21 protein-coding genes are annotated in these 26,773 nt (G+C 69.1%); 12 read left to right on the plus strand and 9 right to left on the minus strand.

Annotation, left to right across the window (positions count from 1 at the left end; translation table 11 throughout):
• The first annotated feature begins 58 nt into the window (after positions 1 to 58).
• Together DIE23_RS35240 and DIE23_RS35245 are read left to right on the plus strand one after the other, a co-directional pair.
• Positions 59 to 2,344 carry a heavy metal translocating P-type ATPase gene (locus DIE23_RS35240; protein ID WP_260436324.1) on the plus strand — a complete coding sequence of 762 codons (2,286 nt, stop codon included), beginning with the start codon at positions 59 to 61 and terminating at the stop codon, positions 2,342 to 2,344.
• 10 nt (positions 2,345 to 2,354) lie between these two features.
• Positions 2,355 to 2,732, plus strand: a complete 378-nt coding sequence (locus tag DIE23_RS35245) for a zinc ribbon domain-containing protein (RefSeq protein WP_124616997.1) — start codon at positions 2,355 to 2,357, stop codon at positions 2,730 to 2,732.
• A gap of 148 nt (positions 2,733 to 2,880) precedes the next feature.
• Here DIE23_RS35245 and DIE23_RS35250 read toward each other — a convergent pair whose 3' ends face one another.
• Entirely contained in the window at positions 2,881 to 3,714 is an 834-nt protein-coding gene (locus DIE23_RS35250; protein WP_260436320.1) for a GyrI-like domain-containing protein, read from the minus strand.
• Positions 3,715 to 4,006: 292 nt separating this feature from the next.
• Between DIE23_RS35250 and DIE23_RS35255 the strand changes: the two genes are divergently transcribed.
• The 4 genes from DIE23_RS35255 (at position 4,007) to eutC (ending at position 9,385) form a co-directional block, all read left to right on the plus strand.
• Complete coding sequence (locus DIE23_RS35255) at positions 4,007 to 5,470, plus strand: mechanosensitive ion channel (protein WP_124617001.1); 1,464 nt, start codon at positions 4,007 to 4,009, stop codon at positions 5,468 to 5,470.
• 202 nt (positions 5,471 to 5,672) lie between these two features.
• Positions 5,673 to 7,085 (plus strand): ethanolamine permease, encoded by a 1,413-nt coding sequence (eat, locus tag DIE23_RS35260; protein ID WP_124617003.1) that lies wholly within the window; start codon positions 5,673 to 5,675, stop codon positions 7,083 to 7,085.
• Between the two features lie 111 nt (positions 7,086 to 7,196).
• Complete coding sequence (locus DIE23_RS35265; RefSeq protein WP_124617005.1) at positions 7,197 to 8,594, plus strand: ethanolamine ammonia-lyase subunit EutB; 1,398 nt, start codon at positions 7,197 to 7,199, stop codon at positions 8,592 to 8,594.
• Positions 8,591 to 9,385 (plus strand): ethanolamine ammonia-lyase subunit EutC, encoded by a 795-nt coding sequence (gene eutC / locus DIE23_RS35270; protein ID WP_124617007.1) that lies wholly within the window; start codon positions 8,591 to 8,593, stop codon positions 9,383 to 9,385. The genes DIE23_RS35265 and eutC overlap by 4 nt, the downstream gene beginning before the upstream one ends.
• A gap of 23 nt (positions 9,386 to 9,408) precedes the next feature.
• On the opposite strand, the gene DIE23_RS35275 is transcribed toward eutC, so the two are convergent.
• Complete coding sequence (locus tag DIE23_RS35275) at positions 9,409 to 10,293, minus strand: LysR family transcriptional regulator (protein ID WP_124617010.1); 885 nt, start codon at positions 10,291 to 10,293, stop codon at positions 9,409 to 9,411.
• 150 nt (positions 10,294 to 10,443) lie between these two features.
• Here DIE23_RS35275 and DIE23_RS35280 point away from each other — a divergent pair, with 150 nt between their 5' ends.
• A complete protein-coding gene (locus tag DIE23_RS35280; RefSeq protein WP_124617012.1) occupies positions 10,444 to 12,051 on the plus strand; it encodes an MFS transporter in 1,608 nt (535 codons plus the stop codon).
• A 177-nt stretch (positions 12,052 to 12,228) separates the two neighbouring features.
• Here the strand turns inward: DIE23_RS35280 and DIE23_RS35285 are convergent, their stop codons facing one another.
• On the minus strand, positions 12,229 to 12,657 hold the full coding sequence (locus DIE23_RS35285) for a pyridoxamine 5'-phosphate oxidase family protein (RefSeq protein WP_124617014.1): 429 nt from the start codon (positions 12,655 to 12,657) through the stop codon (positions 12,229 to 12,231).
• Between the two features lie 317 nt (positions 12,658 to 12,974).
• Between DIE23_RS35285 and DIE23_RS35290 the strand changes: the two genes are divergently transcribed.
• The 3 genes from DIE23_RS35290 to DIE23_RS35300 all read left to right on the plus strand — a co-directional run bounded on the left by DIE23_RS35290 (position 12,975) and on the right by DIE23_RS35300 (position 16,630).
• Positions 12,975 to 14,501: an aldehyde dehydrogenase family protein gene (locus DIE23_RS35290; protein WP_124617016.1), complete on the plus strand. Its 1,527-nt coding sequence runs from the start codon at positions 12,975 to 12,977 to the stop codon at positions 14,499 to 14,501.
• A 360-nt stretch (positions 14,502 to 14,861) separates the two neighbouring features.
• A complete protein-coding gene (locus tag DIE23_RS35295) occupies positions 14,862 to 15,410 on the plus strand; it encodes a pyridoxamine 5'-phosphate oxidase family protein (RefSeq protein WP_124617018.1) in 549 nt (182 codons plus the stop codon).
• Between the two features lie 185 nt (positions 15,411 to 15,595).
• On the plus strand, positions 15,596 to 16,630 hold the full coding sequence (locus DIE23_RS35300) for a helix-turn-helix domain-containing protein (protein WP_124617020.1): 1,035 nt from the start codon (positions 15,596 to 15,598) through the stop codon (positions 16,628 to 16,630).
• 60 nt (positions 16,631 to 16,690) lie between these two features.
• Here the strand turns inward: DIE23_RS35300 and DIE23_RS35305 are convergent, their stop codons facing one another.
• Positions 16,691 to 17,785 carry an ADP-heptose--LPS heptosyltransferase gene (locus DIE23_RS35305; protein ID WP_124617022.1) on the minus strand — a complete coding sequence of 365 codons (1,095 nt, stop codon included), beginning with the start codon at positions 17,783 to 17,785 and terminating at the stop codon, positions 16,691 to 16,693.
• Positions 17,782 to 19,485, minus strand: a complete 1,704-nt coding sequence (locus tag DIE23_RS35310) for a thiamine pyrophosphate-binding protein (protein ID WP_124617024.1) — start codon at positions 19,483 to 19,485, stop codon at positions 17,782 to 17,784. The genes DIE23_RS35305 and DIE23_RS35310 overlap by 4 nt, the downstream gene beginning before the upstream one ends.
• Before the next feature lie 423 nt (positions 19,486 to 19,908).
• On the opposite strand from DIE23_RS35310, the gene vapB reads away from it, so the two are divergent.
• Positions 19,909 to 20,145 carry a type II toxin-antitoxin system VapB family antitoxin gene (vapB, locus tag DIE23_RS35315; RefSeq protein ID WP_124617051.1) on the plus strand — a complete coding sequence of 79 codons (237 nt, stop codon included), beginning with the start codon at positions 19,909 to 19,911 and terminating at the stop codon, positions 20,143 to 20,145.
• A complete protein-coding gene (locus DIE23_RS35320; RefSeq protein ID WP_124617026.1) occupies positions 20,145 to 20,546 on the plus strand; it encodes a type II toxin-antitoxin system VapC family toxin in 402 nt (133 codons plus the stop codon). The genes vapB and DIE23_RS35320 overlap by 1 nt, the downstream gene beginning before the upstream one ends.
• 67 nt (positions 20,547 to 20,613) lie before the next feature.
• On the opposite strand, the gene DIE23_RS35325 is transcribed toward DIE23_RS35320, so the two are convergent.
• From DIE23_RS35325 to gcvH, 4 genes are all read right to left on the minus strand, one after another.
• The gene (locus tag DIE23_RS35325; protein WP_124617028.1) at positions 20,614 to 22,002 is read right to left on the minus strand and encodes an L-serine ammonia-lyase; all 1,389 of its coding nucleotides are present in this window, start codon (positions 22,000 to 22,002) and stop codon (positions 20,614 to 20,616) included.
• Positions 22,003 to 22,032: 30 nt separating this feature from the next.
• A complete protein-coding gene (locus tag DIE23_RS35330; RefSeq protein WP_124617030.1) occupies positions 22,033 to 23,169 on the minus strand; it encodes an alginate lyase family protein in 1,137 nt (378 codons plus the stop codon).
• A 151-nt stretch (positions 23,170 to 23,320) separates the two neighbouring features.
• Positions 23,321 to 26,248 carry an aminomethyl-transferring glycine dehydrogenase gene (gcvP, locus tag DIE23_RS35335; RefSeq protein ID WP_124617032.1) on the minus strand — a complete coding sequence of 976 codons (2,928 nt, stop codon included), beginning with the start codon at positions 26,246 to 26,248 and terminating at the stop codon, positions 23,321 to 23,323.
• A gap of 61 nt (positions 26,249 to 26,309) precedes the next feature.
• Positions 26,310 to 26,690: a glycine cleavage system protein GcvH gene (gene gcvH, locus DIE23_RS35340; protein WP_014895535.1), complete on the minus strand. Its 381-nt coding sequence runs from the start codon at positions 26,688 to 26,690 to the stop codon at positions 26,310 to 26,312.
• Between the last annotated feature and the right edge of the window lie 83 nt (positions 26,691 to 26,773).

Here is a 26,773-nt window from a genome sequence, read left to right on the forward strand (position 1 = left end):
GCCCGGCGCCGGTGTCGCCCTCGACCCGGAGGAGGCGCCCGTTGCCGCCGCGGCGCCGGTGGCCGGGGAGGACCAGGACGTCGATGAGGCGCACGACCACGACCACGACCACGACCACGACCACGACCACGACCACGACCACGCGGCCGGCGCCTGCTGCGCGCCGGCCGCGCTGACGCTCGCGCCGCTGCCGGTCGCGCGGGCGACCGCGTCGGGTCACGTGCGTTCCGCGTTCCGGATCATGCAGATGGACTGCCCGACCGAGGAAACGCTGATCCGCAAGAAGCTCGGCGGGATGCAGCAGGTGTCGGCGCTCGAATTCAACCTGATGCAACGGATGCTGACCGTCGACCACGTGCCCGGTGCACAGCCGGCGATCGAAAGCGCGATCCGCACGCTCGGGATGACGCCGGAGGCCGCGTCGGCAACGCCGGTCGCGCCGCCGCCCGCGAAGCCGTGGTGGCCGCTCGCGCTGGCCGGCGTCGCCGCGATCGCGTCCGAGGCCGTGAGCTGGGCCGGCCTGCCGGTATGGCTGTCGGCGGTGCTGGCGCTCGCGGCGGTGCTCGCGTGCGGGCTGACCACCTACAAGAAGGGCTGGATCGCGATTCGCAACGGCAACCTGAACATCAACGCGCTGATGAGCATCGCGGTGACGGGCGCGATGGCGATCGGCCAGTGGCCGGAAGCCGCGATGGTGATGGTGCTGTTCACGATTGCCGAGCTGATCGAGGCGAAGTCGCTCGATCGTGCGCGCAACGCGATCCAGGGCCTGATGCAGCTCGCGCCGGACACCGCGACCGTGCAGGATGCCGACGGCACGTGGCGCACGATCGAGGCCGCGCAGGTCGCGCTCGGCGCGATCGTGCGCGTGAAGCCGGGGGAGCGGATCGGGCTGGACGGCGAAGTCGTCGCGGGCCGCTCGACGGTGAACCAGGCGCCGATCACGGGCGAGAGCCTGCCGGTCGACAAGGCGGCCGGCGACGCGGTCTACGCGGGCACGATCAACGAAGCAGGTTCGTTCGACTATCGCGTGACGGCGGTTGCCGCCAACTCGACGCTCGCGCGGATCATCCACGCGGTCGAGGAAGCGCAGGGCGCGAAGGCGCCGACGCAGCGTTTCGTCGACCAGTTCGCACGTGTCTACACGCCGATCGTGTTCGCGGTCGCGCTGCTGGTCGCGGTGGCGCCGCCGCTCGTCATGGGCGGCGCGTGGCACGACTGGATCTATCGCGCGCTGGTGCTGCTCGTGATCGCGTGCCCGTGCGCGCTGGTGATCTCGACGCCGGTGACGATCGTGTCGGGGCTCGCGGCCGCGGCACGGCGCGGGATTCTCGTGAAGGGCGGCGTGTATCTCGAAGAAGGCCGCAAGCTCGCGTGGCTCGCGCTCGACAAGACCGGCACGATCACGCACGGCAAGCCGGTGCAGACCGATTTCGACCTGCATGCGACGGACGTCGACGCGGCGCGCGTGCGCCACCTCGGCGCGAGCCTCGCGGCGCGCTCCGATCACCCGGTGTCGCAGGCGATCGCCGCGGCGGCGCGCGACGCGCGAGCGGCAGCGTTCGCCGATGTAGAGGACTTCGAAGCGCTCGTCGGGCGTGGCGTGCGCGGCACGATCGACGACACGCGCTACTGGCTCGGCAACCATCGGCTCGTCGAGGAGCTCGAACGCTGCTCGCCGGCGCTGGAGGCGAAGCTCGACGCGCTCGAGCGGCAGGGCAAGAGCGTCGTGATGCTGGTCGACGACACGCGCGTGCTCGGCATCTTCGCGGTGGCCGACACGATCAAGGACACCAGCCGCGCGGCGATCGCCGACCTGCACGCGCTCGGCATCCGCACCGCGATGCTGACCGGCGACAATCCGCACACCGCGCAGGCGATCGCGCGGCAGGCCGGCATCGACGACGCGCGCGGCAACCAGTTGCCCGAGGACAAGCTCGCGGCGGTCGAGGAACTGTCGGCCGGCGGCGCGGGCGCGGTCGGGATGGTCGGCGACGGGATCAACGACGCACCGGCGCTCGCGCGCGCCGACATCGGCTTCGCGATGGGCGCGATGGGCACCGACACGGCGATCGAGACGGCCGACGTCGCGTTGATGGACGACGACCTCCGCAAGATTCCCGCGTTCGTGCGGCTGTCGCGCGCGACGCACCGCGTGCTGGTGCAGAACATCGGCTTCGCGCTCGGCGTGAAGATCGTGTTCCTCGGCCTCACGGTCGCGGGGCTCGGCACGATGTGGATGGCCGTGTTCGCCGATGCGGGCGCGAGCCTGATCGTCGTCGGTAACGGGTTGCGGCTGCTGTCGAAGACGGGCGTGTTCGGCGGCGCGACGGCGAAGCGATGAGGAGCGGGTGATGAGCTTTCTGAAGCGGATCCTGGGCGGGCACGGTGGCGGCCACGGCGGTGGGCATGGAAGCGGCCACGGTAGCGGCCATGGAAGCGGCGGGCATCACGGCGGAGCGGGCCGGGAAGGTCATGGCGGCCACGATGCGCGCGGCCACGACCGTCACGGCTGGGGTTGGCAGCCGTCGGCCGATGCGCAGGGCGGCTCGGGCAGCAGCGTACCGCTGCGCCAGCTCGCCTGCGCGGGCTGCGGCGCCATCAACGCGGCGGATGCGCGATTCTGCGCGCAGTGCGGCGTATCGCAGCGCGGCAAGGCGTGCAGTCGCTGCCACGCGGCGCTGGCCGCCGAAGCGCGCTTCTGTCCCGGCTGCGGAACACAGGCCGGGTAAGGCTCGATCGCCGGCCGTTTTGCCGGCGTGGCGGCCGATCCTTAAGGAGGGCATGGCGCCCGCAACGGGCGTCGCCTGGCATGACGCGCCGGTTCGCCCGGAGCCCCCGAGCCCCCGAGAGCCGGAGAGCCGGCCCGGCGCTCAACGCTCAACGCAGCGGCAAATGAATCTCGGTGCGCAGGTCGGCCGGCGCCGCATCCATCGGCGTGTTCAGATACAGCTCGAACGGCGGCGCATCGGCGGCTTCGCGGCCCGAGTGACGCAGCCAGTCGCCGTACAGCCACTGGTAGGCCGTCTTCAGGTCCGCATACGGACCCGTATGCAGCAGCACCGCGTACTCGCCACCGGCGACCGTCACGCGCTCGACCGGCGGCGTCGGCTCGACGTCCGGCGCGCCGTCGGCCGGCACGAAGCACGCCTTCGCGCGCAATTGCGCTTCCGGCGTGGTATCCGGATCGTCGTAGAAGATCCCGATCATCTTCGCGCCGGGACCGATCAGCCCATGCTGCCCGACCCACGCGCCGATCTGCCCGAACGCGTCGCCGACCTTCAGGTAAGCGCCCGTGTGCGCTACCGCATAGCCGCGCAGCTCCGGCTGCTGCCGGATCTCGACTTCATGCTTGAACATGTCTTCCTCTCCTCGCTGTAACGGATAGATCGGCCGGTGGACCCCGGCGCGACGGTGCTGCGCGGGCGGCACGCCGTAAGCATCCCGAAATGCGCGTGCGAACGCGTGCGTCGAGCCGTAGCCGGCGCGCCGCGCGATCGCGTCGAGCGGCAGCGCCGTGCAGACGAGATCCTCGGACGCGCGCACGATCCGCATCCGCCGCACCGTCAGCACGATCGACTCGCCGTACAGCGCGCGATAGACGCGCTGCCAGTGATAGGGCGACAGACACGCGATGTCGGCGAGCCGGTTCAGGTCGAGCGTGTCGTCGAGATGCGTGCGGATGTAGTCGTGAACGCGCGCGACGCGTGTCACATAGCGGACCCAAGCGGGCGTCCCCCGGCAGGAATCGACGTCACGGTAGCACGCCGCCGATTGATAAATCTTGCGGAGATGCGTAGGGCCGATGAACCCGCCCCTTTTTTATTTCGGCGAAATTGGGTCTCGTCCCCGCCGATAACTGTCTAAAGTTAAAGACGGTGAAATCGGGTGATCGCGTCATTTTTCTCGGGTAAGTTGCTTGGGGCGGCAACGCACGGTTTTTCGAAGTACGCAGGTAGTTCGTCGATGTTCAATCGCAACGCCACGTTTTTCGGGAGAAGAAGAAATGGATGCTTCCAGCTTCATCACGTCGCTGCAGACCACGCTAGGCGGATACCTGCCGAAGATTGCCGGCGCGATCGGCATCCTGGTGATCGGCTGGCTGATCGCCGTGGCGGTGCGGGCCGGCGCGCTCCGGCTGCTCGGCGCGCTGAAGGTCGATCAGCGGATCAACGAAAGCACCGGCCAGGGCACGTATGTCGAGCGGATCATCGCCGGCGGGCTGTTCTGGCTCGTGCTGCTCGTCACCGCGGTGGGCATCTTCAACGTGCTCAACCTGTACGCGGTGTCCAATCCGTTCTCGCTGCTCGTCACGCACATCGTCAACTACCTGCCGAACCTGATCGGCGGCGCGGCGCTGACGCTGATCGCGTGGCTGATCGCATCGCTGCTGCGCAGCCTCGCGAACCGCGCGCTGAAGGCGAGCAAGGTCGACGACAAGCTGTCCGAAAGCGCGGGCATGCAGCCGATGAGCGGCTATCTGGGCGACGTGCTGTTCTGGCTCGTGATCCTGATGTTCCTGCCGGCGATTCTCGCGTCGTTCGCGCTGTCCGGCCTGCTTTCGCCGGTGCAGGGGATGGTCGACAAGCTGCTCGCGATCGTGCCGAACCTGTTCGCGGCCGCGGTGATCGGCTTCGTCGGCTGGGTCGTCGCGCGCGTGCTGCGCGGCCTCGTGACGAACCTGCTCGTCGCCGCCGGTGCCGACCGTCTCACGCAGAATCTCGACAGCCCGACGCCGGTGCGCGTGTCGAGCCTGATCGGCACCATCGTCTACGTGTTCGTGTTCGTGCCGACGCTGATCTCCGCGCTCGACGCGCTGAAGATCGACGCGATCTCGATTCCGGCCACCAACATGCTGAACCAGTTCCTCGGCGCGGTGCCGGACATCGTCGCGGCGATCGTGATCGTGCTCGTCACGTTCTATTTCGCGCGCTTCGTCGCGTCGCTCGCGCAGAAGCTGCTGGAGGCCGCCGGCGCCGACGGGCTGCCGGCCGTGCTCGGCGTCGAGCGCGTGTTCTCGGGGATCCTGCAGCCGTCGGTGCTGGTCGCGCGGCTGATCGTGTTCTTCGCGATGCTGTTCGCGGCGGTCGAGGCCGCGAACCGGCTCGGCTTCTCGCAGGTGCGCGACGTCGTCACGCTGTTCATCGAATTCGGCGGCCACGTGCTGATGGGCGGCGTGATCCTCGTGATCGGCGTGTGGCTCGCGAGCCTCGCGCGCCGCGTGATCGAGCAGGCCGACCGCGAGCACAGCGTGCTGTTCGCGCGGATCGCGCAATTCGCGATCCTCGGCCTCGTGTTCGCGATGGGGCTGCGCGCGATGGGCATCGCCAACGAGATCGTGCAGCTCGCGTTCGGCCTCGTGCTCGGCGCGATCGCGGTGGCGGTCGCGCTGTCGTTCGGTCTCGGCGGCCGCGAAGCGGCCGGCAAGCTGCTCGACCGCTGGTTCAACCAGCGCGGCGGCGGTCAGTAAGGTCAGTCGGCGTCGGCCGTCCGGCACGCTTCGTGCGGCCGGACGGCGCGTGCGTGACGACCGCGGAGCGCGGCCGGCGTTGCCGTCGGCGAAACGTCGGCTGTCATCTTTGCCGAATTTCGATAACACGTCGTTTAATGACTCTCTAGCATCGATTCTCAGTCGCGCGGGCCGGCAGGCCGGCGCCTTTCAGGAGAATCGGATGAAAGCAGAGTCGAATGGCCGGCCCGCCGCCGGCGCCAAGTCGTCCGGCCAGCCCGCGCTGCAGCAGACGCTCGGGACCTGGCAACTGTGGGGCATCGCGGTCGGCCTCGTGATTTCAGGCGAATACTTCGGCTGGAGCTACGGCTGGGCGAGCGCCGGCACGCTGGGTTTCGTCGTCACGGCGGTGTTCGTCGCGGCGATGTATACCACCTTCATTTTCAGCTTCACCGAACTGACGACGTCGATACCGCACGCGGGCGGTCCGTTCGCGTATGCGCGCCGTGCGTTCGGCCCGGCGGGCGGCTATCTCGCCGGCGCGGCGACGCTCGTCGAGTTCGTGTTCGCGCCGCCCGCGATCGCGCTCGCGATCGGCGCGTACCTGCACGTGCAGTTTCCGGGGCTCGAACCGAAACACGCGGCGATGGGCGCGTATCTCGTGTTCATGGCGCTGAACATCGTCGGCGTGCAGATCGCCGCGACGTTCGAGCTGGTCGTCACGCTGTTCGCGATCTTCGAGCTGCTGGTGTTCATGGGCGTCGTGTCGCCGGGCTTCGCGTGGAGCAACTTCATGAAGGGCGGCTGGTCGGGCGCCGATCATTTCAGCGTCGGCGCATTCCACGGCATGTTCGCGGCGATCCCGTTCGCGATCTGGTTCTTCCTCGCGATCGAAGGCGTCGCGATGGCCGCCGAGGAAGCGAAGAACCCGAAGCGCTCGATCCCGATCGCCTACGTGGCCGGGATCCTGACGCTCGTCACGCTCGCGATCGGCGTGATGGTGTTCGCCGGCGGCGCGGGCGACTGGACCAAGCTCGCGAACATCAACGATCCGCTGCCGCAGGCAATGAAGTACATCGTCGGCGCGAACAGCGGCTGGATGCACATGCTCGTGTGGCTCGGGCTGTTCGGGCTCGTCGCGTCGTTCCACGGGATCATCCTCGGCTATTCGCGCCAGATCTTCGCGCTGGCCCGCGAAGGCTACCTGCCGGAGTGGCTCGGGAAGGTGCATCCGCGCTTCAAGACACCGCATCGCGCGATTCTCGCGGGCGGCGTGGTCGGCATCGCGGCGATCTACAGCGACGAGTTGATCCAGTTCGGCGGCCAGACGCTTACCGCGAACATCGTGACGATGTCGGTGTTCGGCGCGATCGTGATGTATATCGTAAGCATGGCGGCGCTGTTCAAGCTGCGCCGTTCGCAGCCGAACATGGCGCGGCCGTTCCGTGCGCCGCTGTACCCGTTCTTCCCGGCGTTCGCGATCGTTGCGGCCCTGATTTGCCTCGCGACGATGGTGGTTTTCAACGGGCTGGTGGCAATGGTGTTCGTCGCGTTCCTCGCGCTCGGCTACGCGTACTTCCTCGCGACCCGTTCGCAGCGCGAGAGCGCGCCGGCCGACGTGCTGCTCGAGGAATGAGGATGGCGAACCCGAACGGCCGTTCGTGACGGCATCCGGCGCGCCCCGTCGAACGGGCGCGCCGTCGGCGTTCGGCTAGGATGGGCAAGGACTGGCAAGGAGATTCGAACGATGTCCTACACGGAGACGATCGGCCCGCGCACGTACCGCTTCGCGGACCTGAAGACGCTGCTCGCGAAGGCGAGCCCGCTGCGCTCCGGCGACCAGCTCGCCGGCGTCGCGGCGGCGAGCGAGGAGGAGCGCGTCGCCGCGAAGATCGCGCTCGCGGGCGTGCCGCTGAAGGCGTTCCTGAACGAAGCGCTGATTCCGTACGAACACGACGAGGTCACGCGCCTGATCCTCGACGATCACGACGCGGCCGCGTTCGCGGAAATCTCGCACCTCACCGTCGGCGACTTCCGCAACTGGCTGCTGTCGCCCGCGGCGGACGGCGCCGCGCTCGAACGGATCGCGCCGGGCCTCACGCCCGAGATGGTCGCGGCCGTGTCGAAGCTGATGCGCAACCAGGATCTGATCGCGGCGGCGAGGAAGCGCCGTGTCGTCACGCGCTTTCGCAACACGGTCGGGCTGCCCGGCCGGATGTCGGTGCGGCTGCAGCCGAACCACCCGACCGACGATGTGAAGGGCATCGCCGCGTCGATGCTCGACGGGCTGATGTACGGCTGCGGCGACGCGATGATCGGCATCAACCCGGCGACCGACAGCCTCGCGGCGATCGTGAAACTGCTCGCGATGATCGACGGGTTCCGCGAGCGCTACGGCGTGCCGACGCAGTCGTGCGTGCTCACGCACGTGACCAACACGATCGCGGCGATCGAGAAGGGCGCGCCGGTCGACCTGGTGTTCCAGTCGATCGCGGGCACCGAGAAGGCGAACGCGAGCTTCGGGATCTCGCTCGCGCTGCTCGGCGAGGCGCACGAGGCCGCGTTGTCGCTCAAGCGCGGCACCGTCGGCAACAACCTGATGTACTTCGAGACGGGCCAGGGCAGCGCGCTGTCGGCGAACGCACACTTCGGCGTCGATCAGCAGACCTGCGAGGTGCGCGCGTATGCGGTCGCGCGCAAGTTCGATCCGTTCCTCGTGAACACGGTGGTCGGCTTCATCGGGCCCGAATACCTGTACGACGGCAAGCAGATCATCCGCGCGGGACTCGAGGATCACTTCTGCGGCAAGCTGCTCGGCGTGCCGATGGGCTGCGACATCTGCTACACGAATCACGCGGAAGCCGACCAGGACGACATGGACACGCTGCTGACGCTGCTGGGTGCGGCCGGCATCAACTTCATCATGGGGATTCCGGGCGCGGACGACGTGATGCTGAACTACCAGAGCACGTCGTTTCACGACCAGCTCTACGTGCGCGAGGTGCTCGGCCTGCGCCGCGCGCCCGAGTTCGAGGAATGGCTGGAGACGATGGAGATCGCCGACGCGCACGGCGCGCTGCGCGCCGCGACGTCACGCGTGCCGCTGCTCGCGGGCGCGAACGACTGGATGGGGATTTCCGCATGAGCGACGCCGTCGAAAAGAATCCGTGGGCGCAGCTGAAGTCGTTCACGAACGCGCGGATTGCGCTCGGTCGCGCGGGCAACAGCCTGCCGACTGCGCCGCTGCTCGCGTTCAACCTGTCGCACGCGCAGGCGCGCGACGCCGTGCACCAGCCGCTCGACGCGGACGCGCTGCGCCGCGAGATCGAGGCGGCCGGCCTGCTGCCGACACTCGGCGTGCAGAGCGCCGCGCCGGACCGCGACCACTATCTGCGCCGGCCCGATCTCGGTCGCAAGCTGTCGGATGACAGCCGCGGGCTGCTGGCCGGCTACGGCGCGGCGCTCGACGACGCGCCGGACGTCGTGTTCGTGGTCGGCGACGGGCTGTCGGCGTTCGCGGCCGCGAAGCAGGCGCTGCCGCTGCTGCAGGCCGTGTGCCCGCGGCTCGCCGCGGACGGCTGGCGGATCGGCCCGGTGGTGGTCGCGACGCAGGCGCGCGTCGCGCTCGGCGACGAGATCGGCGAGCTGCTGCGCGCACAGGTCGTCGCGATGCTGATCGGCGAGCGGCCGGGGCTCAGCTCGCCGGACAGCCTCGGCGTGTACCTGACCTGGGCGCCGAAGGTCGGCTGCCACGACGCGCTGCGCAACTGCATCTCGAACGTGCGGCCGGAAGGTCTGCCGCATGCCGCCGCCGCGCACAAGCTGCATTACCTGATGACGCATGCGCGCCGGCTCGGCCTCACGGGCGTCGGGCTGAAGGACGACAGCGATGCGCTGTTGCCGCAGGCGGAGGCGGAGCGGATCGGCGCGGCGTGAGGGCGTGATGGAGCGCCGCCCGCCTACTTGAACAATCGCTCGCACAGGAAGTCGACGAACACGCGCAGCTTCGGCGACAACTGCCGGCTCGACGGCCACACGATCGAGAACTGCCCCGCCGCGATCCGGTAGTCGTCGAGCACGGTGACGAGCGCGCCGGTGTCCAGCGCGTCGCGCGCGAGGAAGTCGGGCATGTAGCCGATGCCGAGCCCCGCCATGACCGCGCCGCGCAGCGCTTCCATGTTGTTGCAGGTCATCGCGGTGCGCAGCTTCAGCGGCGTGCCGTCGTCGGCGGCGAGCGCCCAGTCCTGCAGCTTGCCGGTGGTCGGGAAGCAGTAGCGCACGCAATCGTGCGCTTCGAGATCGCGCGGCGCCCGAGGCGTGCCGGCCTGCGCGAGATACGCGGGCGTCGCGCACAGCACGAACGCGAACGGGCCGAGCCGCCGCGACATCAGGCTCGAATCCGACAGCGGGCCGCTGCGGATCACGGCGTCGAAGCCGCCTTCGACGACATCGACCATCCGGTCGTTGAAATCCAGGTCGAGTTCCACATCCGGATAGCGCTGCCTGAATTCGGGCAGCACCGGAAGCAGGAACCGGTAGCCGATTACCGGCAGGCTCACGCGCAGCTTGCCGCGCGGGCGCTGCGCGGAGGCCGTCACGGTTGCCTCCGCATCGCGAAAATCCTCGAGGATCCGCTGGCAGCGTTCGTAGAAATGACGCCCTTCGTCGGTCAGCGTGACGCGCCGCGTCGTGCGGTTGAACAGGCGCACGCCGAGCGACTGCTCGAGCCGCGCGATCGTCTTGCCGACGGCGGAGGCCGAGATGCCGAGCGCGCGGCCGGCCGCGACGAAGCTGAGCGTTTCGGCGGTGCGGACGAAGGCGGCGATGCCGTTCAGGTTTTCCATCGACGTAAACAGGCGAGCGGGTGCGAAGCGGCGAATTGCGGAATTCTAGTCCGTTATATCCGGAGTCAAGCGTAGTTTTTCGACGATTGAATCGGAATTATCTTTGATCGCGCTTGAGGCGCATCCGCGCCGGCTTTTCGAGGAGCGATGATGGATCACCCGTTTTCAGCCGATTCAACCACGTCGGCACGCCGGCGCGCGTGGGTGCTGGCTGCCGTCTGCATGGCCGCCGTCGCGCTGCCGCTGTCGTTTTCGGGCGGCGCGGTTGCGACGCCCGCGATCGGCCGCGACCTGCATGGCGGGCCGGTCGCGATGAACTGGATCACCAATGCGTTCATGCTCGCGTTCGGCAGTTTCCTGATGGCGGCGGGCGCGCTGGCCGACCAGTTCGGCCGCAAGCGCGTGTTCGCGATCGGCGTCGGCGGGTTCACGCTGATGTCGGTCGCGCTCGCGTTCGCGCCGTCGATGCTCGCGGTCGACCTGCTGCGCGCCGCGCAGGGGCTCGCCGCCGCCGCGGCGCTCGCGGGCGGCACGGCCGCGCTCGCGCAGGAGTTCGACGGCGCGGCGCGCACGCGTGCGTTCAGCCTGCTCGGCACGACCTTCGGGATCGGGCTCGCGTTCGGGCCCGTGCTCGCGGGCGGCCTGATCGCGCACGGCGGCTGGCGCGCGATCTTCGTCACGGGCGCGGCGGCAGGCGCGTTGTCGCTCGGGTTCGGGCTGCCGCGCATGCACGAGTCGCGCGATCCGCACGCGACGGGGCTCGACTGGCCCGGCACGGCCGCGTTCACCGCGGCGCTCACGCTGTTCACGTTCGGCGTGATCGAGGCGCCCGCGCGCGGCTGGACGCACCCGCTCGTCGTCGCGCTGCTGGCGGGTGCGGCGCTCGGCGCGTGCGCGTTCGTCGCGATCGAGACGCGGGTCGCGCGGCCGATGCTCGACCTGTCGCTGTTCCGGATTCCGCGCTTCGTCGGCGTGCAGGTGCTGCCGGTGTCGACCTGCTGCTGCTACATCGTGCTGCTCGTCGTGCTGCCGCTGCGCTTCATCGGCATCGACGGCTTCAGCGAAATCGGCGCGGGCTGGCTGATGCTCGCGATCTCCGCGCCGATGCTCGTCGTGCCGCTCGTCGCGGCGACGCTCACGCGCTGGCTGTCGGCCGGTGTGATCTCGGGGCTCGGGCTGCTGCTCGCGGCGGCGGGCCTTGTGTGGCTGGGCGTCGCGCTGCGCGGCGGCGCGGGGCCGGCGGCGATCGCGCCGATGTTCGCGATCGGCATCGGGGCCGGCATGCCGTGGGGGCTGATGGACGGGCTGTCGGTCAGCGTCGTGCCGAAGGAACGTGCGGGGATGGCGACCGGAATCTTCAGCACGACGCGGGTGGCGGGCGAGGGGATCGCGCTCGCGATCGTCGGCGCGGTACTGGCGACGCTCGCGCACGCCGATTTGCGGCAGGGGGCGGCCGGCACTTCCGACGCAACGCTGCGGGCGGCCGCGCGGCTCGCGACGGGCGATCTCGGCGGTGCGGCGGCCGTGTTGCCGGGCGTCGGACGTGCGGTGCTGCTCGCGAGTTATACGCACGCGTTCGATCGACTGCTGATCGGGCTGGCGGCCGTCACGGTGCTGTGCGCGGCGGTGGTGTTCGCGTTTCTCGGTGCACGGCCGGCGGTTGCGCAGGGGCGCGGCGATGAAAGCGAACATGCGCGTGCCGACGCACCGGCGCGGCGCCGGGCCGAGCCGGCTTGCGCGGAGGCAAACGGGCGGTGAACGGTGGGTGCGTCGACGGGGGCTGGCGCTTCCGCGGGAGCGGTCGGGTATTTCGTGCGCGTACCCCGCTGCAGGCGGAGCCGGCTCCCGCGTCATGTCGGCACGCGCGATGGGTGCCGCCGCATCGGTGCGCGCGCATGCACACGCCGCTTCCTTCAACGGCGACATGGCGCAACATCACGCCAGCACGAGCGGCGGCAGCCCCGCATCGGCCCGTGCATGCGCACTGTCCACTTCAACGACCACGTAGCGCAACGCATCGGGCCACAGGTGCGCGCGGCTTGCCGCGTCCTCGTCAATCGTCGCGCGCCCTTGCACGAGCCACGTCGCCTGTCGGACGAAATCGACGAACAGAAGCGCGATTGCCGGATTCACGAGCAGGTTGCCGAGCGTGTTGAACAGGTTGTTGCCCGCGAAGTCGGGCAGCACGAGCGTCCGGCGATCGGGCAGGTCGACGAGTGGGGCGAACGAACCGTCCGCGCGCGGTTGCCGGCCGCGATACGAGCAGTCGCTGTCGCCCGCCGCGTTCGCGGTCGCGACGATCAGGAATGCTTGTTCATGGATGAACGCGATGGCATCGTCGCTGAGAGGGCCCGGGTCGTTCATGGTGTCGGTCGGCGCGTGGCCGATGCGTGCGGATTCGCGTTCCGCACGCAAGCGACATGCCACGGAGCGAGCGTGGCGCGCAGCGGCACGCGCGTAGGTGCGCTGTGGTAAATCCGAACACCCGCCGTGCCGCTGTGCCGTCCCGGTGTTCAGAATCGGGACACTCGTGTTCCGTGCGCCGGCACCGCCGACGGCGAGCGGCCGGACGCACCGCTCCTGGTCCGTTTTTGCCCGGTTTGGCACGCATGTTGCGTAAATCGTGCAGCGCGATCCAACCGGCGCTGTATTCACACAAGCACGATGAACAGGAGACATATATGAACCCGTTTGACCTGAAACAACTGGGCCTCGACGTCGAATATCCGTATCGTCAGCAGTACGACAACTACATCGGCGGCAAGTGGGTTGCGCCGGTGAAGGGCGAGTATTTCGAGAACGTGTCGCCGATCAACGGCAAGCCGTTCTGCCGCGTGCCGCGCTCGGGCGCCGACGACATCGAGGTCGCGCTCGATGCCGCGCACGCCGCGCGCCGCAAGTGGGGCAAGACGTCGGTCGCCGAGCGCGCGAACCTGCTGCTCGCCGCCGCCGACCGGATGGAAAAGAACCTGAAGCTGCTCGCGGTGGCCGAGACGATCGACAACGGCAAGCCGTTGCGCGAGACGATGGCGGCCGACCTGCCGCTCGCGATCGATCACTTCCGCTATTTCGCGGGCTGCATTCGCGCACAGGAAGGCGGCATTTCCGAGATCGACGACAACACCGTCGCGTATCACTTCCACGAGCCGCTCGGCGTCGTCGGCCAGATCATCCCGTGGAACTTCCCGCTGCTGATGGCCGCGTGGAAGCTCGCGCCGGCGCTCGCGGCCGGCTGCTGCGTGGTGATGAAGCCGGCCGAGCAGACGCCCGCGTCGGTGCTGGTGCTGATGGAACTGATCGGCGACCTGTTCCCGGCCGGCACGATCAACATCGTGAACGGCTTCGGCAAGGAAGCGGGCGAGGCGCTCGCGACCAGCAAGCGGATCGCGAAGATCGCGTTCACCGGCTCGACGCCGGTCGGCAAGCACATCCTGCGCACGGCGGCCGACAACCTGATCCCGTCGACGGTCGAGCTGGGCGGCAAGAGCCCGAACATCTTCTTCGCCGACGTGCTGGACCAGGACGACGCGTTCCTCGACAAGGCGCTCGAAGGCCTCGCGATGTTCGCGCTGAACCAGGGCGAAGTGTGCACGTGCCCGTCGCGGATCCTGATCCAGGAATCGATCTACGAACGCTTCATCGAGAAGGCCGTCGCGCGCGTCGAGCGCATCAAGGGCGGCCACCCGCTCGACCTGCAGACGATGATCGGCGCGCAGGCGTCGCAGCAGCAGCTCGACAAGATCCTGTCGTACATCGACATTGGCCGCGGTGAAGGCGCGCAATGCCTGACGGGCGGCGAGCGCACGGCGCCGGCCGCCGACCTCGGCACGGGCTACTACGTGAAGCCGACGATGCTGCTCGGCAACAACAAGATGCGCGTGTTCCAGGAAGAGATCTTCGGGCCGGTCGCGTCGGTGATGACGTTCAAGGACGAGCAGGAAGCGATCGAACTCGCGAACGACACGTTCTACGGGCTCGGCGCCGGCGTGTGGACGCGCAACGGCACGCGTGCGTACCGGATGGGCCGCGAGATCGAGGCCGGCCGCGTGTGGACCAACTGCTATCACCTGTACCCGGCGCACGCGGCGTTCGGCGGCTACAAGCAGTCGGGCATCGGTCGCGAGACGCACAAGATGGCGCTGTCGAACTATCAGCAGACGAAGTGCCTGCTGGTCAGCTACCAGGCCGAGGCGCTCGGGTTCTTCTGATCGCCGGAGCAGGGGGCGAAGTGCCGGGGCCGGCCGGGCGGCAGCGGAACGCTGCCCGGTACGGCGGCCGGTTTCGGACGGCCGGTTTCGGACGGCGACGACGCGTCCGGCGCCGGCTTTCCGTGCAAGGTTCGACGGTCGGGCGATGGCTGTCCGGCCGGTGGGCGGTGTCGGCAGCGAGGCGGCACTGCGCTGACGACCGTTCGTCCGGCACTTCGCCGTTTTCGCGCTTCGAGATTCGGGATTCGAGATTTGATACGCAGCGTCGGCTGCGCGTCGCGGGCGGCCCGCCTCGGCAACCGCACCGGCCGTCGCGCGTTCGCGGCCGCATCGCGCACGATGGCCCAGACGGAAACCAGCATGGCAGAACCGCCCGGATCCTATCCGCGTCACCCGGTGTTTCACGCGGGCGAGCTCGACGCACATCACCGGTTCGGCGTCGCCGACGAAGCCGAGCGGATGAGCGACGTCGTGACGACACGGCTGAGCATCGGCGTGCGCCAGTTCGTCGAATCGCAGCCGTTCATGTTCGTCGGCACGACGCGCGGCGGCCCGGCCCCGGCGCGCGTGACCTGCGACATCGTGCAGGGCATGCGCGACGTGAACGGCGACCAGTGGCCGGTTGTGCGCGTGATCGACACCAAGACGCTGCGCTTCGCGCTGCCCACGCACGGCGACGGCAACCGGCTCGATCCGCTCACGTGCGACGGCAGCGGCGTCGGGCTGCTGTTCGTCGATTTCGTGCGCGGCATCCGCTACCGGATCAACGGCCGCGCGACGTTACGGACCGATCTGCAGGAAGCGGACGCGGCGCCGTGGCGGGCGGGCAGTCCGATCGTCGAACTGGCGGTCGCGCAGGCGTACGGCAATTGCGGCACGCGGGTCGTGCGGTTGCGGCCGGGCGCGTAGCGCGTCGCCGCGCCGCCGGTGGCGCGCATGCCGCACCCGCGCGGTGCGTGGCGTGCCGCCTCCGGGTGCGCCCGCATGGCGCGCATCGGCCGCAAGGCGTGGAATGACGGGCTTGTCGCCGGACAACGCGGTTCGGCACGGGACTTGCGTGATGGACGCGGTCCCGGGCGGGTGAGGAGAACACGATGGATCAACGAGTGGAGCGCATGGCCGAGCCGACGGCCGAGGACACGCGGTGCAGCGCGCAGGGTGACGACGCGCTGGCCGGTCAAGCCGTGGTCAGCGTCGCGCACGACGCCGACGAGCAGGCGCGCAACCTGATCGGCTGGCGGCAGACTTACGACCAGCTTGCGGCCGGCCGCTTCGTCGGCACGCTGACCGAGCTGCCGCTCGACACGATGAAGCTGTTTCGCGAATCGACCAGCCACCTGCTGCGCCAGGCGTGCGAGGTGCGCGGCGACGCGTACTGGTTCGGCATTCCGCTGGTCAGCGACGGCACCGCGCGCGTCGATGCGTGCCGCATCGGGCCCGGTGCGCTCGCGTTCCGGCCCGGCAACGTCGAATTCGAATTGCTGACGCCTGCGCAGTTCTCGATCTACGGCGTGGTCGTGCGCGGCGACGTGCTGCGCCGCTACGCGGAGGAAGTCGAACGCCGCGCGCTCGACGAGCGGTTGTTCACGCGGCACGTGATCCAGGTCGGCGATACGCGGCTCGCTCGCCTGTGCGCGCTGCTCGGCCGCCGGCTCGACGGCGCGGCGGCCGTGGGCGGGCCGCTGCCCGACGCGCAGCGCGACGACCTGCAGGCCGAGGTGCTGGCCGCACTGTTCGACGCGTGCGCGCAACCGGCGGACGACGGCGCGGGCGGCGCACCGTCGACACGGCGCTGGATCGTCGAGCAGGCGCGCGAGTACGTGCTCGCGCACCGTACGCGCCCGGTCGGCGTACCCGAGCTGTGCGAGCAATTGCACGTGAGCCGGCGCACGCTGCAGTACTGCTTCCAGGACGTGCTCGGCATGGCGCCCGCGACCTATCTGCGCACGCTGCGGCTGAACGGCGCGCGGCGCGACCTGTGCGGGCGGGCGGCCGGTTCGGTGCAGGACGTCGCGGAGGCGTGGGGCTTCTGGCACCTGAGCCAGTTCGCGACCGACTACCGGCGGTTGTTCGGCAAGCGGCCGTCGGAGACGCTGCGCGATCGTGCCGTGATGGTGGCGGCCGGGTGAGCGGCGCGGCGGCGCGTGGAGGCCGCCGCGCGTTCGATCTTTCGGGTGACTTGCGTTTTTCTATTCGGTCGCGGCGGCCGCTTCGCGTGGCGCCGGCCACGGTAGTGCATCCCAGTCGATTGTCCGGTAAGCGGCTTCGACCGCCGCGAGATCGTCCGGCCGCTCGCTGCGATGCAGCCCGTGCAATTCGGCCGGCACGTCGAGCGCGACCGGCACGCAGTTCGGATAATCGCGCACGCGCAGCGCCGGCCCGATCGTCGTGAAACAGCCGAGCGTCGGCACGTCGAAGCCGTCGGCGAGATGCAGCGCGGCCGTATCGGGCGCGAACAGCACGCTCGCACCCTTGACCCAGGCAATGAAGCGCGCGGTATCGGCCGCATCGTGGCTCACGTCGACGTAGGCGGGATGGGCGACGGGGCCGAATCCGACCACCGGCAGCCCGTAACGCCGCGCGAGTCGCTCGACGAATGCCGTGCGCAGCGCCGGCGGTACGCTGCGCACCGGGGTGCTCGCCGTCGGGCAGAACAGCACGTACGGCCGCCGCCATTCGACCGGCGGCGCGGGCAGCCGCAACCGCGCGAGCCAGCGATTGCGCTTCGCGGCGGCCGGCACCGTGGCCGGATCCACGCCCAGTGCGTCGAGAAAGAAGTCGATCATCGGCTGCCGCGCGAACGCGGGCCAGTACAGGTGATTGCCGAGATCGATGCGCGGCGCGTGCGCGGGCAGTGCGTCGGCGGCGCACGGCAGCGCACGCGACGGCGCGACGACGTCGGCGGCGAGCGCATACAGCGCGTCGACGTAGCGCGGCGCGCGGGCTGGCCGGTACAGCGTGAAGCGCAGGCCGGGATGCATCGCGCGCAGCGCGGCGAGCGCGGTCAGCCCGATCACCGAGTCGCCGAGTGCGACACCCATTCCGTTGATCACGTGCACGTCCGTCGTTCGGTCGTAGTCGAGCCGGAACGGCCGGTGGGCGGCGTGCAGCAGGCCGAGCGCCGGCGCGGCCGGCACGCAGCCTTCCGCGCGATCGCCGCCGTGCTCGATGTCGTAGGGCGCGACGAGCGTCCCGTCGGGCGCGAGCAGCGTGCCGGGATGGACGAGTGCGTCATCGTGCGACAACGCGAGGCCGGCCGGCGCGGCGCACATTCCCACGGTCATTCGCCGCGCGCGCGGCGACCCTGCTCGCGGATTTGCTCGAGCGTTGCGGCCGGCGTGCTGGCGTCCTGCGGGATGCGGATCTCGATCAGCGCCGGCAGCCCGCAGGTCAGTGCGCGCTCCAGTGCCGGCGCGAAGTCGGCGGTGCGCTCGACCGTCTCGCCATGCGCGCCGAACGCGCGCGCATACGCGGCGAAATCGGGGTTCGTGAGCCCCGTGCCGTGCACTCGCCCGGGATAGTTGCGCTCCTGATGCATGCGGATCGTGCCGAAATGCCCGTTGTTGACGACGATTGCGACGATGTTCAGCCCGTACTGCATCGCGGTCGCGAGTTCGTTGCCGGCCATCATGAAGCAGCCGTCGCCGGCGAGCGCGACGACGGCCCGCGACGGATACAGCACCTTCGCGGCGAGAGCGGCGGGCAGCCCGTAGCCCATCGCGCCGCTGGTCGGCGCGAGCTGCGAACGGAAGTGCCGGTACGCGAAGTGGCGATGCAGCCAGATTGCGTAGTTGCCGGCACCGTTGGTCAGGATCGCGTCGTGTGGCAGGCGCTCGCGCAACTGCACCATCACGTCGCCGAGCTGGACGTCGCCGGGCATCGGCAGCGGTGCATGCCATTCACGGTACGCACGGTGCGCGTCGGCGGCCGTGCCGGCCCACGCGGGGTGCGCCGGCGCTTCGAGCGCGGCGAGCGGCGCCGCGATCTCCGGCATCCCCGACACGATCGGCAGGTCGGCCGCATACACGCGGCCGAGTTCGTCCGCGCCCTGGTGCACGTGGATCAGCGTCTGGCGCGTCTTCGGGATGTCGAGCAGCGTGTAGCCGCCCGTCGTCGCTTCACCGAGACGCGGGCCGAGCACCAGCAGCAGGTCGGCGTCGCGGATCCGTTTGCCGAGCGCGGGATTGATCCCGAGGCCGACGTCGCCCGCATAGTTCGGGTGTGCGTTGTCGAAGGTGTCCTGGAAGCGGAACGCGCACGCGACCGGCAGTTGCCAGCGCTCGACGAAGGTGCGCAGGTTCGCGCAGGCGTCGGGCGTCCAGCCGCTACCGCCGACGATCGCGAACGGCCGCTCGGCGCGCGCCAGCCGTTCGCGCAGTTCGTCGGTCTGCGCGGCCGACGGCGACGCCGCGACGCGTTTTGCGGCCGGCACGACGGGCTGCGGCGCGCACGCTTCGGACAGCACGTCCTCCGGCAGCGCGAGCACGACCGGGCCGGGCCGGCCGGAGGTCGCGACGTGGAATGCATGGCTCAGGTATTCGGGAATGCGGCGCGGGTCGTCGATCTGCGCGACCCATTTCGCCATCTGGCCGAACATCCGGCGGTAGTCGATTTCCTGGAAGGCTTCGCGGTCGAGGTGCTCGCGCGCGCACTGGCCGACGAACAGGATCATCGGCGTCGAATCCTGGAACGCGGTGTGCACGCCGATCGACGCATGGGTCGCGCCGGGCCCGCGCGTGACGAATGCGATGCCGGGATGGCCGGTCAGCTTGCCGACCGCCTCCGCCATGTTCGCGGCCGCCGCCTCGTGGCGGCAGACGACCGTCTGGATGCGCGCGGTGTCGTCCGCCAGCGCATCGAGTACGGCGAGGAAGCTCTCGCCCGGCACGCAGAACACGCGTTCGACGTGATTGGCGAGCAACGCATCGACGAGCAGTCGCGCACCGGTGGTGGCGCGCGGCTCGAGATCCTTGGAATGCGACATGGGCTGCCGTCTCCCTGGGTAGCGGGACGTACAGCTTACGCCTGATGGCGGGGCGCCGGTACGCCGGCTGGTGAAAAGTGTCGGAACGTGGACGGTTCGGGTCGCGCGCCCCGGCTTCGGATGGCCGAACGGCCAGCTTGTGCGCGCTTGCGCGACGGTGGAAAGTGAGTGCTACGGATGTCGTGCCGGGTGGCTGTCTCGATGCTGCATTCCCGACGGCAGTGGCCGTGATGCACGATATCCACCGCCGGCTCGTCTGCCGGCGGAGGTGAGGCTGAATTGGCGTGTCGCTGTTGGCCGGCGAACCGATGTTGGCGGATCGATCAGATTTCCACGGGAAGGCGTGTCATGTACACACACGGATTTACATTGAGCATCGCGTTATATAATGTACATCCAGCGTACATCCGACGAGAGGTCGACATGCATATCACGAGGGTATTTCGGAACGGCAACTCGCAGGCCGTGCGCATTCCTGCGGATCTCGCCTATGAGCGCAGCGATATCGAACTGGAAATCGAGCGCGTGGGTGACGAAATCCGCATTCGGCCGACGCGGCGGCCTTTGACCCACGTACTCGAGAAATTCGCGAAATTCGGGCCGGATTTCATGGCCGAAGGGCGTGGCGACCAGGAGCAAGCCGACCGCGAGGGTTTGTGATGCCGCGTTATATGCTCGACACCAACATGTGCATCTATTTGATGAAGAATCAGCCCGAGCAGGTGGCGAAACGATTTGCGCAGTGCTACACGGGGGACGTCGTCATGTCGGCGATTACGTATGCCGAGCTCGAGTACGGCGTCGCCGTATGTGCGAGTCCTGCGCGGGAGCGTCGCAATCTTGCCGCGCTGATCGACGATATTCCCGTTGCTCCGTTCGATGTCGCGGCCGCGCAAGCGTACGGTCCGGTTCGCGAGGCAACCCGCGAGCGGAAGAAGGATCATCTCGACAAATTGATCGCCGCTCATGCGGTGTCGCTCGATGTCGCCCTCGTGACCAACAATGAGCGGGACTTTGTCAGCTATCCGGGATTGCGACTGGAGAACTGGCTGAACGATTAGCGTCGGGTGTCGTGACCGACGGTAATGCGGGAAATCGATACGCCCCGCATGACCGCCGGATCCGGCATCAGCACTCGACGATATTCACCGCCAGCCCGCCGCGCGACGTTTCCTTGTACTTCGTCTTCATGTCGGCCCCCGTCTCGCGCATCGTCTTGATCACCGAGTCGAGCGACACGTAGTGCGAGCCGTCGCCGCGCAGCGCCATGCGCGCCGCGTTGACGGCCTTCACCGACGCCATCGCGTTGCGCTCGATGCACGGGATCTGCACCATCCCGCCGACCGGGTCGCAGGTGAGGCCGAGGTTGTGCTCCATCCCGATCTCGGCCGCATTCTCGACCTGGCGCGGCGTGCCGCCGAGCACGGCCGCGAGCGCGCCGGCCGCCATCGAGCATGCGACGCCCACTTCGCCCTGGCAGCCCACTTCCGCGCCCGAGATCGATGCGTTGAGCTTGTAAAGCACGCCGATCGCCGCGGCCGTCAGCAGGAAGTCGATCACGCCCTGTTCGTTCGCGCCCGGCGTGAAGCGCGTGTAGTAGTGCAGCACGGCCGGGATGATGCCGGCCGCGCCGTTGGTCGGCGCGGTGACGACGCGGCCGCCGGCCGCGTTTTCCTCGTTGACCGCGATCGCATACAGGTTGATCCAGTCGACCATCGACAGCGGATCCTGCAGCGCGCGCTCCGGGTGGCCGGTCAGCGCGCGATACAGCTGCGGCGCGCGGCGCTTGACCTGGAACGGGCCGGGCAGGTTGCCGTCGGCGTCCGGGTTGCCGATCCCGCAGCCACGCGACACGCACGACTGCATCACGGCCCAGATCTTCAGCAGGCCGTCGCGCGTCTCTTCCTCGGTGTGCCACGCGCGCTCGTTGTCCCACATCAGCTGCGCGATCGACTTGCCGGTCGACTCGGTCAGCGCGAGCAGCTCGGCGCCCGTGCGGAACGGATGCGTCATCTGCTCGGCCGCGCTCAGCACCTTCGTGTTCGGCGCGCCGGCCGTCACGACGAAGCCGCCGCCGACCGACAGGTAGGTGCGCTCGACCAGGACCGCGCCGTTCGCGTCGGACGCGCGCAGCTTCATGCCGTTCGGGTGTTCGGGCAGCGCCTGCCGGTAGAACGCGATGTTCTCCTTCAGCACGAACGGCACCGGGTGCGTGCCGAGCAGCGCGAGCTTCTTCGACTTGCGGACGTCTTCGAGCCGCGCGTCGATCGTTTCGGGATCGACGGTGTCGGGCGCGTCGCCGAGCAGGCCGAGCATCACGCCGCGGTCGGTGCCGTGGCCCTTGCCGGTCGCGCCGAGCGAGCCGTACAGCTCGACCTTCACGTGGGCCGTCGCGTCGAGCAGCCCGTCGCGCTCGAGGCCCTGGACGAACATCAGCGCCGCGCGCATCGGTCCGACCGTATGCGAACTGGACGGACCGATGCCGATCTTGAAGAGGTCAAACACGCTGACTGCCATTTTGATACCTGCCTTGCTTTAAGAATAATGCTAGCGCGCCTGCAATGGCAGGCACGCGGCGAGCCATGCGGGCGGCATGGGGGATAGCTGCCGCGCGACGCGGGCATAGCGCCCGTCGAGCCGTGCGGCCAGATGAAAGAGTTCAGTGGCGTTTTTCGGGTCCCACTGCCCCGTATAGCCCGGCAAGCCGGCTTCGCGGCGCTTCGCGTCGAACGGCACCGGCGAATTGACGAATTCCTCGTGCGTTTTCTCGCCGAGCGCGTAGGGCACGAGCCAGTCGAGCGCAGCCGCGAGCGTCGCGCCGTTCGCGCCGCGCTCGCGCAGCCAGTTGCGGTTGAAGCGGCGCGCGGCGAGCGCGGCCGTCACGAGCGGCTGCAGGTCGTACACCGCGTAGTGCAGCGCGTCGCGTTCCTCGAAATCCCAGGTCTTGCCGTCCGGGCCGATGTTGTCGGCGAGATGCTCGACGAACAGCCGCTGCGCGGCGTTCATCATCTTGCGGTCACCGAGCGTGAACGCGGACAGCGCGATCAGCTTGATCCGGTGGCTCTGCCAGTTGTTGCGCCAGGTGCCGGTGAGCGGGCGCTTCTGCGCATCGATCTGCGCGACGTAACCGGCGCCGAGCTTCGCGATGAACGCCGCCGTCGCGTTGCGCGTCTTGACCGGCAGCGCGCTCGCCGTCATGTCGTACGCGACGATCAGGCTGTCGAAGCGCGTCTCGTCGATCGGGTTGAAGCTCGGCTGGTAGGTCGACACCCACGCGGACAGGAAGCGGTCGACGAGCTGCAGGTAGCGCGGCGCATTCGTCACGCGCCACGCGAGCGCGGCGTCGCGCATCAGCTCCATGTCCTTCAGCGCGTCGGCGCTCTGGTCGTAGATGCCTTCGTGCGGCAGCGTGCCCTCGGTGTGCACGCGCGCCATCGCCTTCGGCTGCTCGCCGATGCGCGCGTCGACGCTGCGGATCAGTGCCTGCACACCCGGCTCGGCCTGCGTCGTCTCGCTCGCCTGCAACGCGGGCGCCGCGCAGAAATTCATCGCCGCGCGCGCGCTGCCGGCCGTGCCGAGGCCGGCGGCGGCAAACGACAGCGACGCGACAAGCAGCGGCACGAAGCGGCGCGTGCGCGGCCGCTCCTGCGTTGCACCATGGCCCGGGAACATCGGACGCACCATGCGGAACTCCTTGATTGGCTGGATCGCGTGTGATGTTAGCCGGATTGGCGGCAAGCGTGAAACGGTTGGCCGGGCCGCGCACGTAAAAACCGCACGCAACCGGCGGTTGCGTGCGGTGCGGTCACGGCGGGACTCCGGCGCGCGGCGGGCGTCAGGCGTATTCCGACATCGGCACGCACGAGCAGAACAGGTTGCGGTCGCCGTAGGCGTTGTCCGCACGGCCGACCGGCGGCCAGTACTTGTTCGTGCCGAGCGACGCGACCGGGTACGCAGCCTGCTCGCGCGAGTACGCGTGCGGCCATTCGTTCGCGGTGACGACGGCCGCCGTGTGCGGCGCGTGACGCAGCGGGTTGTCCTCGCGGTCGGCGCGGCCTTCCTCGACGGCGCGGATTTCGTCGCGGATCGCGATCATCGCGGCGATGAAGCGGTCGAGTTCTTCCTGCGATTCCGATTCGGTCGGCTCGACCATCAGCGTGCCCGGTACCGGGAAGCTCATCGTCGGCGCATGGAAGCCGTAGTCCATCAGGCGCTTCGCGACGTCGTCGACGGTGATGCCGCTCGTTTCCTTGATCGGACGCAGGTCGAGAATGCACTCGTGCGCGACCAGCCCGCCCGGGCCCGAATACAGCACCGGGTAGTGCGGCGCGAGGCGCTTCGCGATGTAGTTCGCGTTGAGGATCGCGGTTTCGGTGGCGGCGGTCAGGTTCTTCGCGCCCATCATCGCAATGTACATCCACGAGATCGGCAGGATCGACGCCGAGCCGTACGGCGCGGCCGACACCGCGCCGATGCCGTCTTCCTCGCGCGCATAGCCGGTCGAACGCTGATTCGGCAGGAATTTCGCGAGGTGCGCGCCGACCGCGACCGGGCCGACGCCCGGGCCGCCGCCGCCGTGCGGGATGCAGAAGGTCTTGTGCAGGTTCAGGTGCGACACGTCGCCGCCGAACTGGCCCGGCGCGGTCAGGCCGACCATCGCGTTCATGTTCGCGCCGTCGACGTACACCTGGCCGCCGTGCCCATGCACGATCTCGCAGATCTCGCGGACGTTCTGCTCGAACACGCCGTGCGTCGACGGATACGTGATCATGATCGCCGCGAGGTCGTTCGCGTGCTGATCGGCCTTCGTCTTCAGGTCGGCGATGTCGACGTTGCCCTGCGCATCGCACGCGACGACCACGACCTTCATGCCGGCCATGTGGGCCGACGCCGGGTTCGTGCCGTGCGCGGAGGCCGGGATCAGGCACACGTCGCGATGCGCTTCGCCGCGCGATGCATGGTAAGCGTGGATGATCAGCAGGCCCGCGTACTCGCCCTGCGAGCCGGCGTTCGGCTGCAGCGACACGGCCGCGTAGCCGGTGGCCGCGACGAGCATCTGCTCGAGCTGGTCGATCATCTCGCGGTAGCCGACGGTCTGCTCGGCCGGCGCGAACGGGTGGATCTGGCCGAATTCGGGCCACGTGACCGGCAGCATTTCCGACGTCGCGTTCAGCTTCATCGTGCACGAGCCGAGCGGGATCATCGAACGGTCGAGCGCGAGATCCTTGTCCGACAGGCTGCGCAGGTAGCGCAGCATTTCGGTTTCGGAATGGTGGCGGTTGAACACGTGGTGCGTCAGGTACGCGCTCGTGCGCTCGAGGCCGGCCGGCAGCGCGGCGACGCCGCCGAGGCCCGCGTCCAGCGCGTCGACGCCCGGCGCGGTGCCGCCCGCGGCCTGCGCGAACACGCCGAGGAGGTCGGCGAGATCGTCGCGGGTCGTCGTTTCGTCGACCGACACGCCGACTTGCGTGCCGCTCACGCGGCGCAGGTTGATGCGCTTGGCCTTCGCGAATTCGTGGACCTGCGCGGTGCGCGCGCCGGTGTCGATCGTCAGCGTGTCGAAGAACGTGTCGTTGACGGTCGCGAAGCCGAGCTGCTTCACGCCGGCGGCGAGGAGCGCCGCGATGCGGTTCACGCGCAGCGCGATCGTCTTCAGGCCGTGCGGGCCGTGGTAGACCGCGTACATGCTCGCCATGATCGCGAGCAGCGCCTGCGCGGTACACACGTTCGACGTCGCCTTCTCGCGGCGGATGTGCTGTTCGCGTGTCTGCAGCGCGAGGCGCAGTGCGGGCTTGCCCTGCGCGTCGACGGTCACGCCGACGAGGCGGCCCGGCATCTGGCGCTTGAATTCGTCACGCACCGCGAGATACGCGGCGTGCGGGCCGCCGAAGCCCACCGGCACGCCGAAGCGCTGCGTGTTGCCGACCGCGACGTCCGCGCCCCATTCGCCGGGCGGCGTCAGCACGGTCAGTGCGAGCAGGTCGGCAGCGACGACGACATGGCCGCCGGCCGCGTGGATCGCTTCGGTGAGTGCGCGGTAGTCGCGCACGTCGCCGTATACGCCCGGGTACTGGAGCAGCACGCCGAACGCGTTGGCCTGCACAGCGTCGGCCGCCGGGCCCGTCTTGACTTCGATGCCGATCGGCAGCGCGCGCGTGCGGATCACTTCGAGCGTTTGCGGCAGCACGTCGTCGGCGACGTAGAACACGTTCGACGCCGGCTTGCCGGTGCGCTGCAGCAGCGTCATCGCTTCGGCCGCGGCCGTTGCTTCGTCCAGCAGCGACGCATTTGAGATCGCGAGGCCCGTGAGGTCGGCGACCATCTGCTGGAAGTTCAGGAGCGCCTCGAGGCGACCCTGGGAAATTTCGGGCTGGTACGGCGTGTAGGCCGTGTACCACGCCGGGTTTTCGAGCACGTTGCGCAGGATCACGGCCGGCGTGTGCGTGTCGTAATAGCCCTGACCGATATACGAGCGGAACACCTGGTTCTTGTCCGCGAGGGCGCGCAGCGCGGCGAGGGCTTCGGCCTCGCTCTTCGGTTGCGCGAACGGGCCGAGCGGCAGCGTTTCGGCGCGGCGGATCGAGGCCGGGATCACGGCCTCGATCAGGGCGGCGCGCGACGCGAAGCCGAGCGTGTCGAGCATGGCCTGCTGGCTGGCGGCATCGGGGCCGATGTGGCGTTCTGCGAACGCGTCGTGCGTTTCGAGCGCGGCGAGCGAGAGGGGCGTGCGGTTCATCAGGCGGTCCGGGTGTTCGAGCTTCATGGCGTGACTCTGGTCCCGCGCGGGCCGGCTGGCCGGCCGCGCGCGGTTCGGGTAAGGAAAATTAGTCGATCAGCTTGCTGTAGGCGTCAGCGTCGATCAGCTTGTCGGTCGAGGCGCCGGCCGCGAGCTTGATCTTGAAGAGCCACACGCCGTATGCGTCGCTGTTCACTTCTTCCGGCGAGTCGGCGGCTTCTTCATTGATGGCGACGACTTCGCCGGACACCGGCGAGTAGATGTCGGATGCCGCCTTCACCGATTCGACGACGCCGACGGCGTCACCCGCGTTCACCGACTTGCCGACTTGCGGCAGTTCGAGGAAGACGATGTCGCCGAGCGTGCTCTGCGCGTGATCGGTGATGCCGACCGTCAGCGTGCCGTCGGCTTCGGTGCGGATCCACTCGTGTTCGTCGGTGTACTTCAGATCGGCCGGGACGTTGCTCATCGGATGCTCCTGGATAAAAGGTGTGTTCGTTATGCTGGCGCGCCGCCGGGGCGCGCCGGGTGTGGTTGCGCCGGGCGCCATTT

It is taken from the genome of Burkholderia sp. Bp9143, assembly GCF_003853645.1.
Lineage (GTDB): Bacteria > Pseudomonadota > Gammaproteobacteria > Burkholderiales > Burkholderiaceae > Burkholderia.

Excerpts from the sequence above, each read along its gene's own strand:
- DIE23_RS35245 (WP_124616997.1), top strand. The coding sequence starts at position 2,355 with ATGAGCTTTCTGAAGCGGATCCTGGGCGGGCACGGTGGCGGCCACGGC.
- DIE23_RS35255 (WP_124617001.1), top strand. The coding sequence starts at position 4,007 with ATGGATGCTTCCAGCTTCATCACGTCGCTGCAGACCACGCTAGGCGGA.
- eat (WP_124617003.1), top strand. The coding sequence starts at position 5,673 with ATGAAAGCAGAGTCGAATGGCCGGCCCGCCGCCGGCGCCAAGTCGTCC.
- DIE23_RS35265 (WP_124617005.1), top strand. The coding sequence starts at position 7,197 with ATGTCCTACACGGAGACGATCGGCCCGCGCACGTACCGCTTCGCGGAC.
- eutC (WP_124617007.1), top strand. The coding sequence starts at position 8,591 with ATGAGCGACGCCGTCGAAAAGAATCCGTGGGCGCAGCTGAAGTCGTTC.
- DIE23_RS35275 (WP_124617010.1), bottom strand. The coding sequence starts at position 10,293 with ATGGAAAACCTGAACGGCATCGCCGCCTTCGTCCGCACCGCCGAAACG.
- DIE23_RS35280 (WP_124617012.1), top strand. The coding sequence starts at position 10,444 with ATGGATCACCCGTTTTCAGCCGATTCAACCACGTCGGCACGCCGGCGC.
- DIE23_RS35285 (WP_124617014.1), bottom strand. The coding sequence starts at position 12,657 with ATGAACGACCCGGGCCCTCTCAGCGACGATGCCATCGCGTTCATCCAT.
- DIE23_RS35290 (WP_124617016.1), top strand. The coding sequence starts at position 12,975 with ATGAACCCGTTTGACCTGAAACAACTGGGCCTCGACGTCGAATATCCG.
- DIE23_RS35295 (WP_124617018.1), top strand. The coding sequence starts at position 14,862 with ATGGCAGAACCGCCCGGATCCTATCCGCGTCACCCGGTGTTTCACGCG.
- DIE23_RS35300 (WP_124617020.1), top strand. The coding sequence starts at position 15,596 with ATGGATCAACGAGTGGAGCGCATGGCCGAGCCGACGGCCGAGGACACG.
- DIE23_RS35305 (WP_124617022.1), bottom strand. The coding sequence starts at position 17,785 with ATGACCGTGGGAATGTGCGCCGCGCCGGCCGGCCTCGCGTTGTCGCAC.
- DIE23_RS35310 (WP_124617024.1), bottom strand. The coding sequence starts at position 19,485 with ATGTCGCATTCCAAGGATCTCGAGCCGCGCGCCACCACCGGTGCGCGA.
- vapB (WP_124617051.1), top strand. The coding sequence starts at position 19,909 with ATGCATATCACGAGGGTATTTCGGAACGGCAACTCGCAGGCCGTGCGC.
- DIE23_RS35320 (WP_124617026.1), top strand. The coding sequence starts at position 20,145 with ATGCCGCGTTATATGCTCGACACCAACATGTGCATCTATTTGATGAAG.
- DIE23_RS35325 (WP_124617028.1), bottom strand. The coding sequence starts at position 22,002 with ATGGCAGTCAGCGTGTTTGACCTCTTCAAGATCGGCATCGGTCCGTCC.
- DIE23_RS35330 (WP_124617030.1), bottom strand. The coding sequence starts at position 23,169 with ATGGTGCGTCCGATGTTCCCGGGCCATGGTGCAACGCAGGAGCGGCCG.
- gcvP (WP_124617032.1), bottom strand. The coding sequence starts at position 26,248 with ATGAAGCTCGAACACCCGGACCGCCTGATGAACCGCACGCCCCTCTCG.
- gcvH (WP_014895535.1), bottom strand. The coding sequence starts at position 26,690 with ATGAGCAACGTCCCGGCCGATCTGAAGTACACCGACGAACACGAGTGG.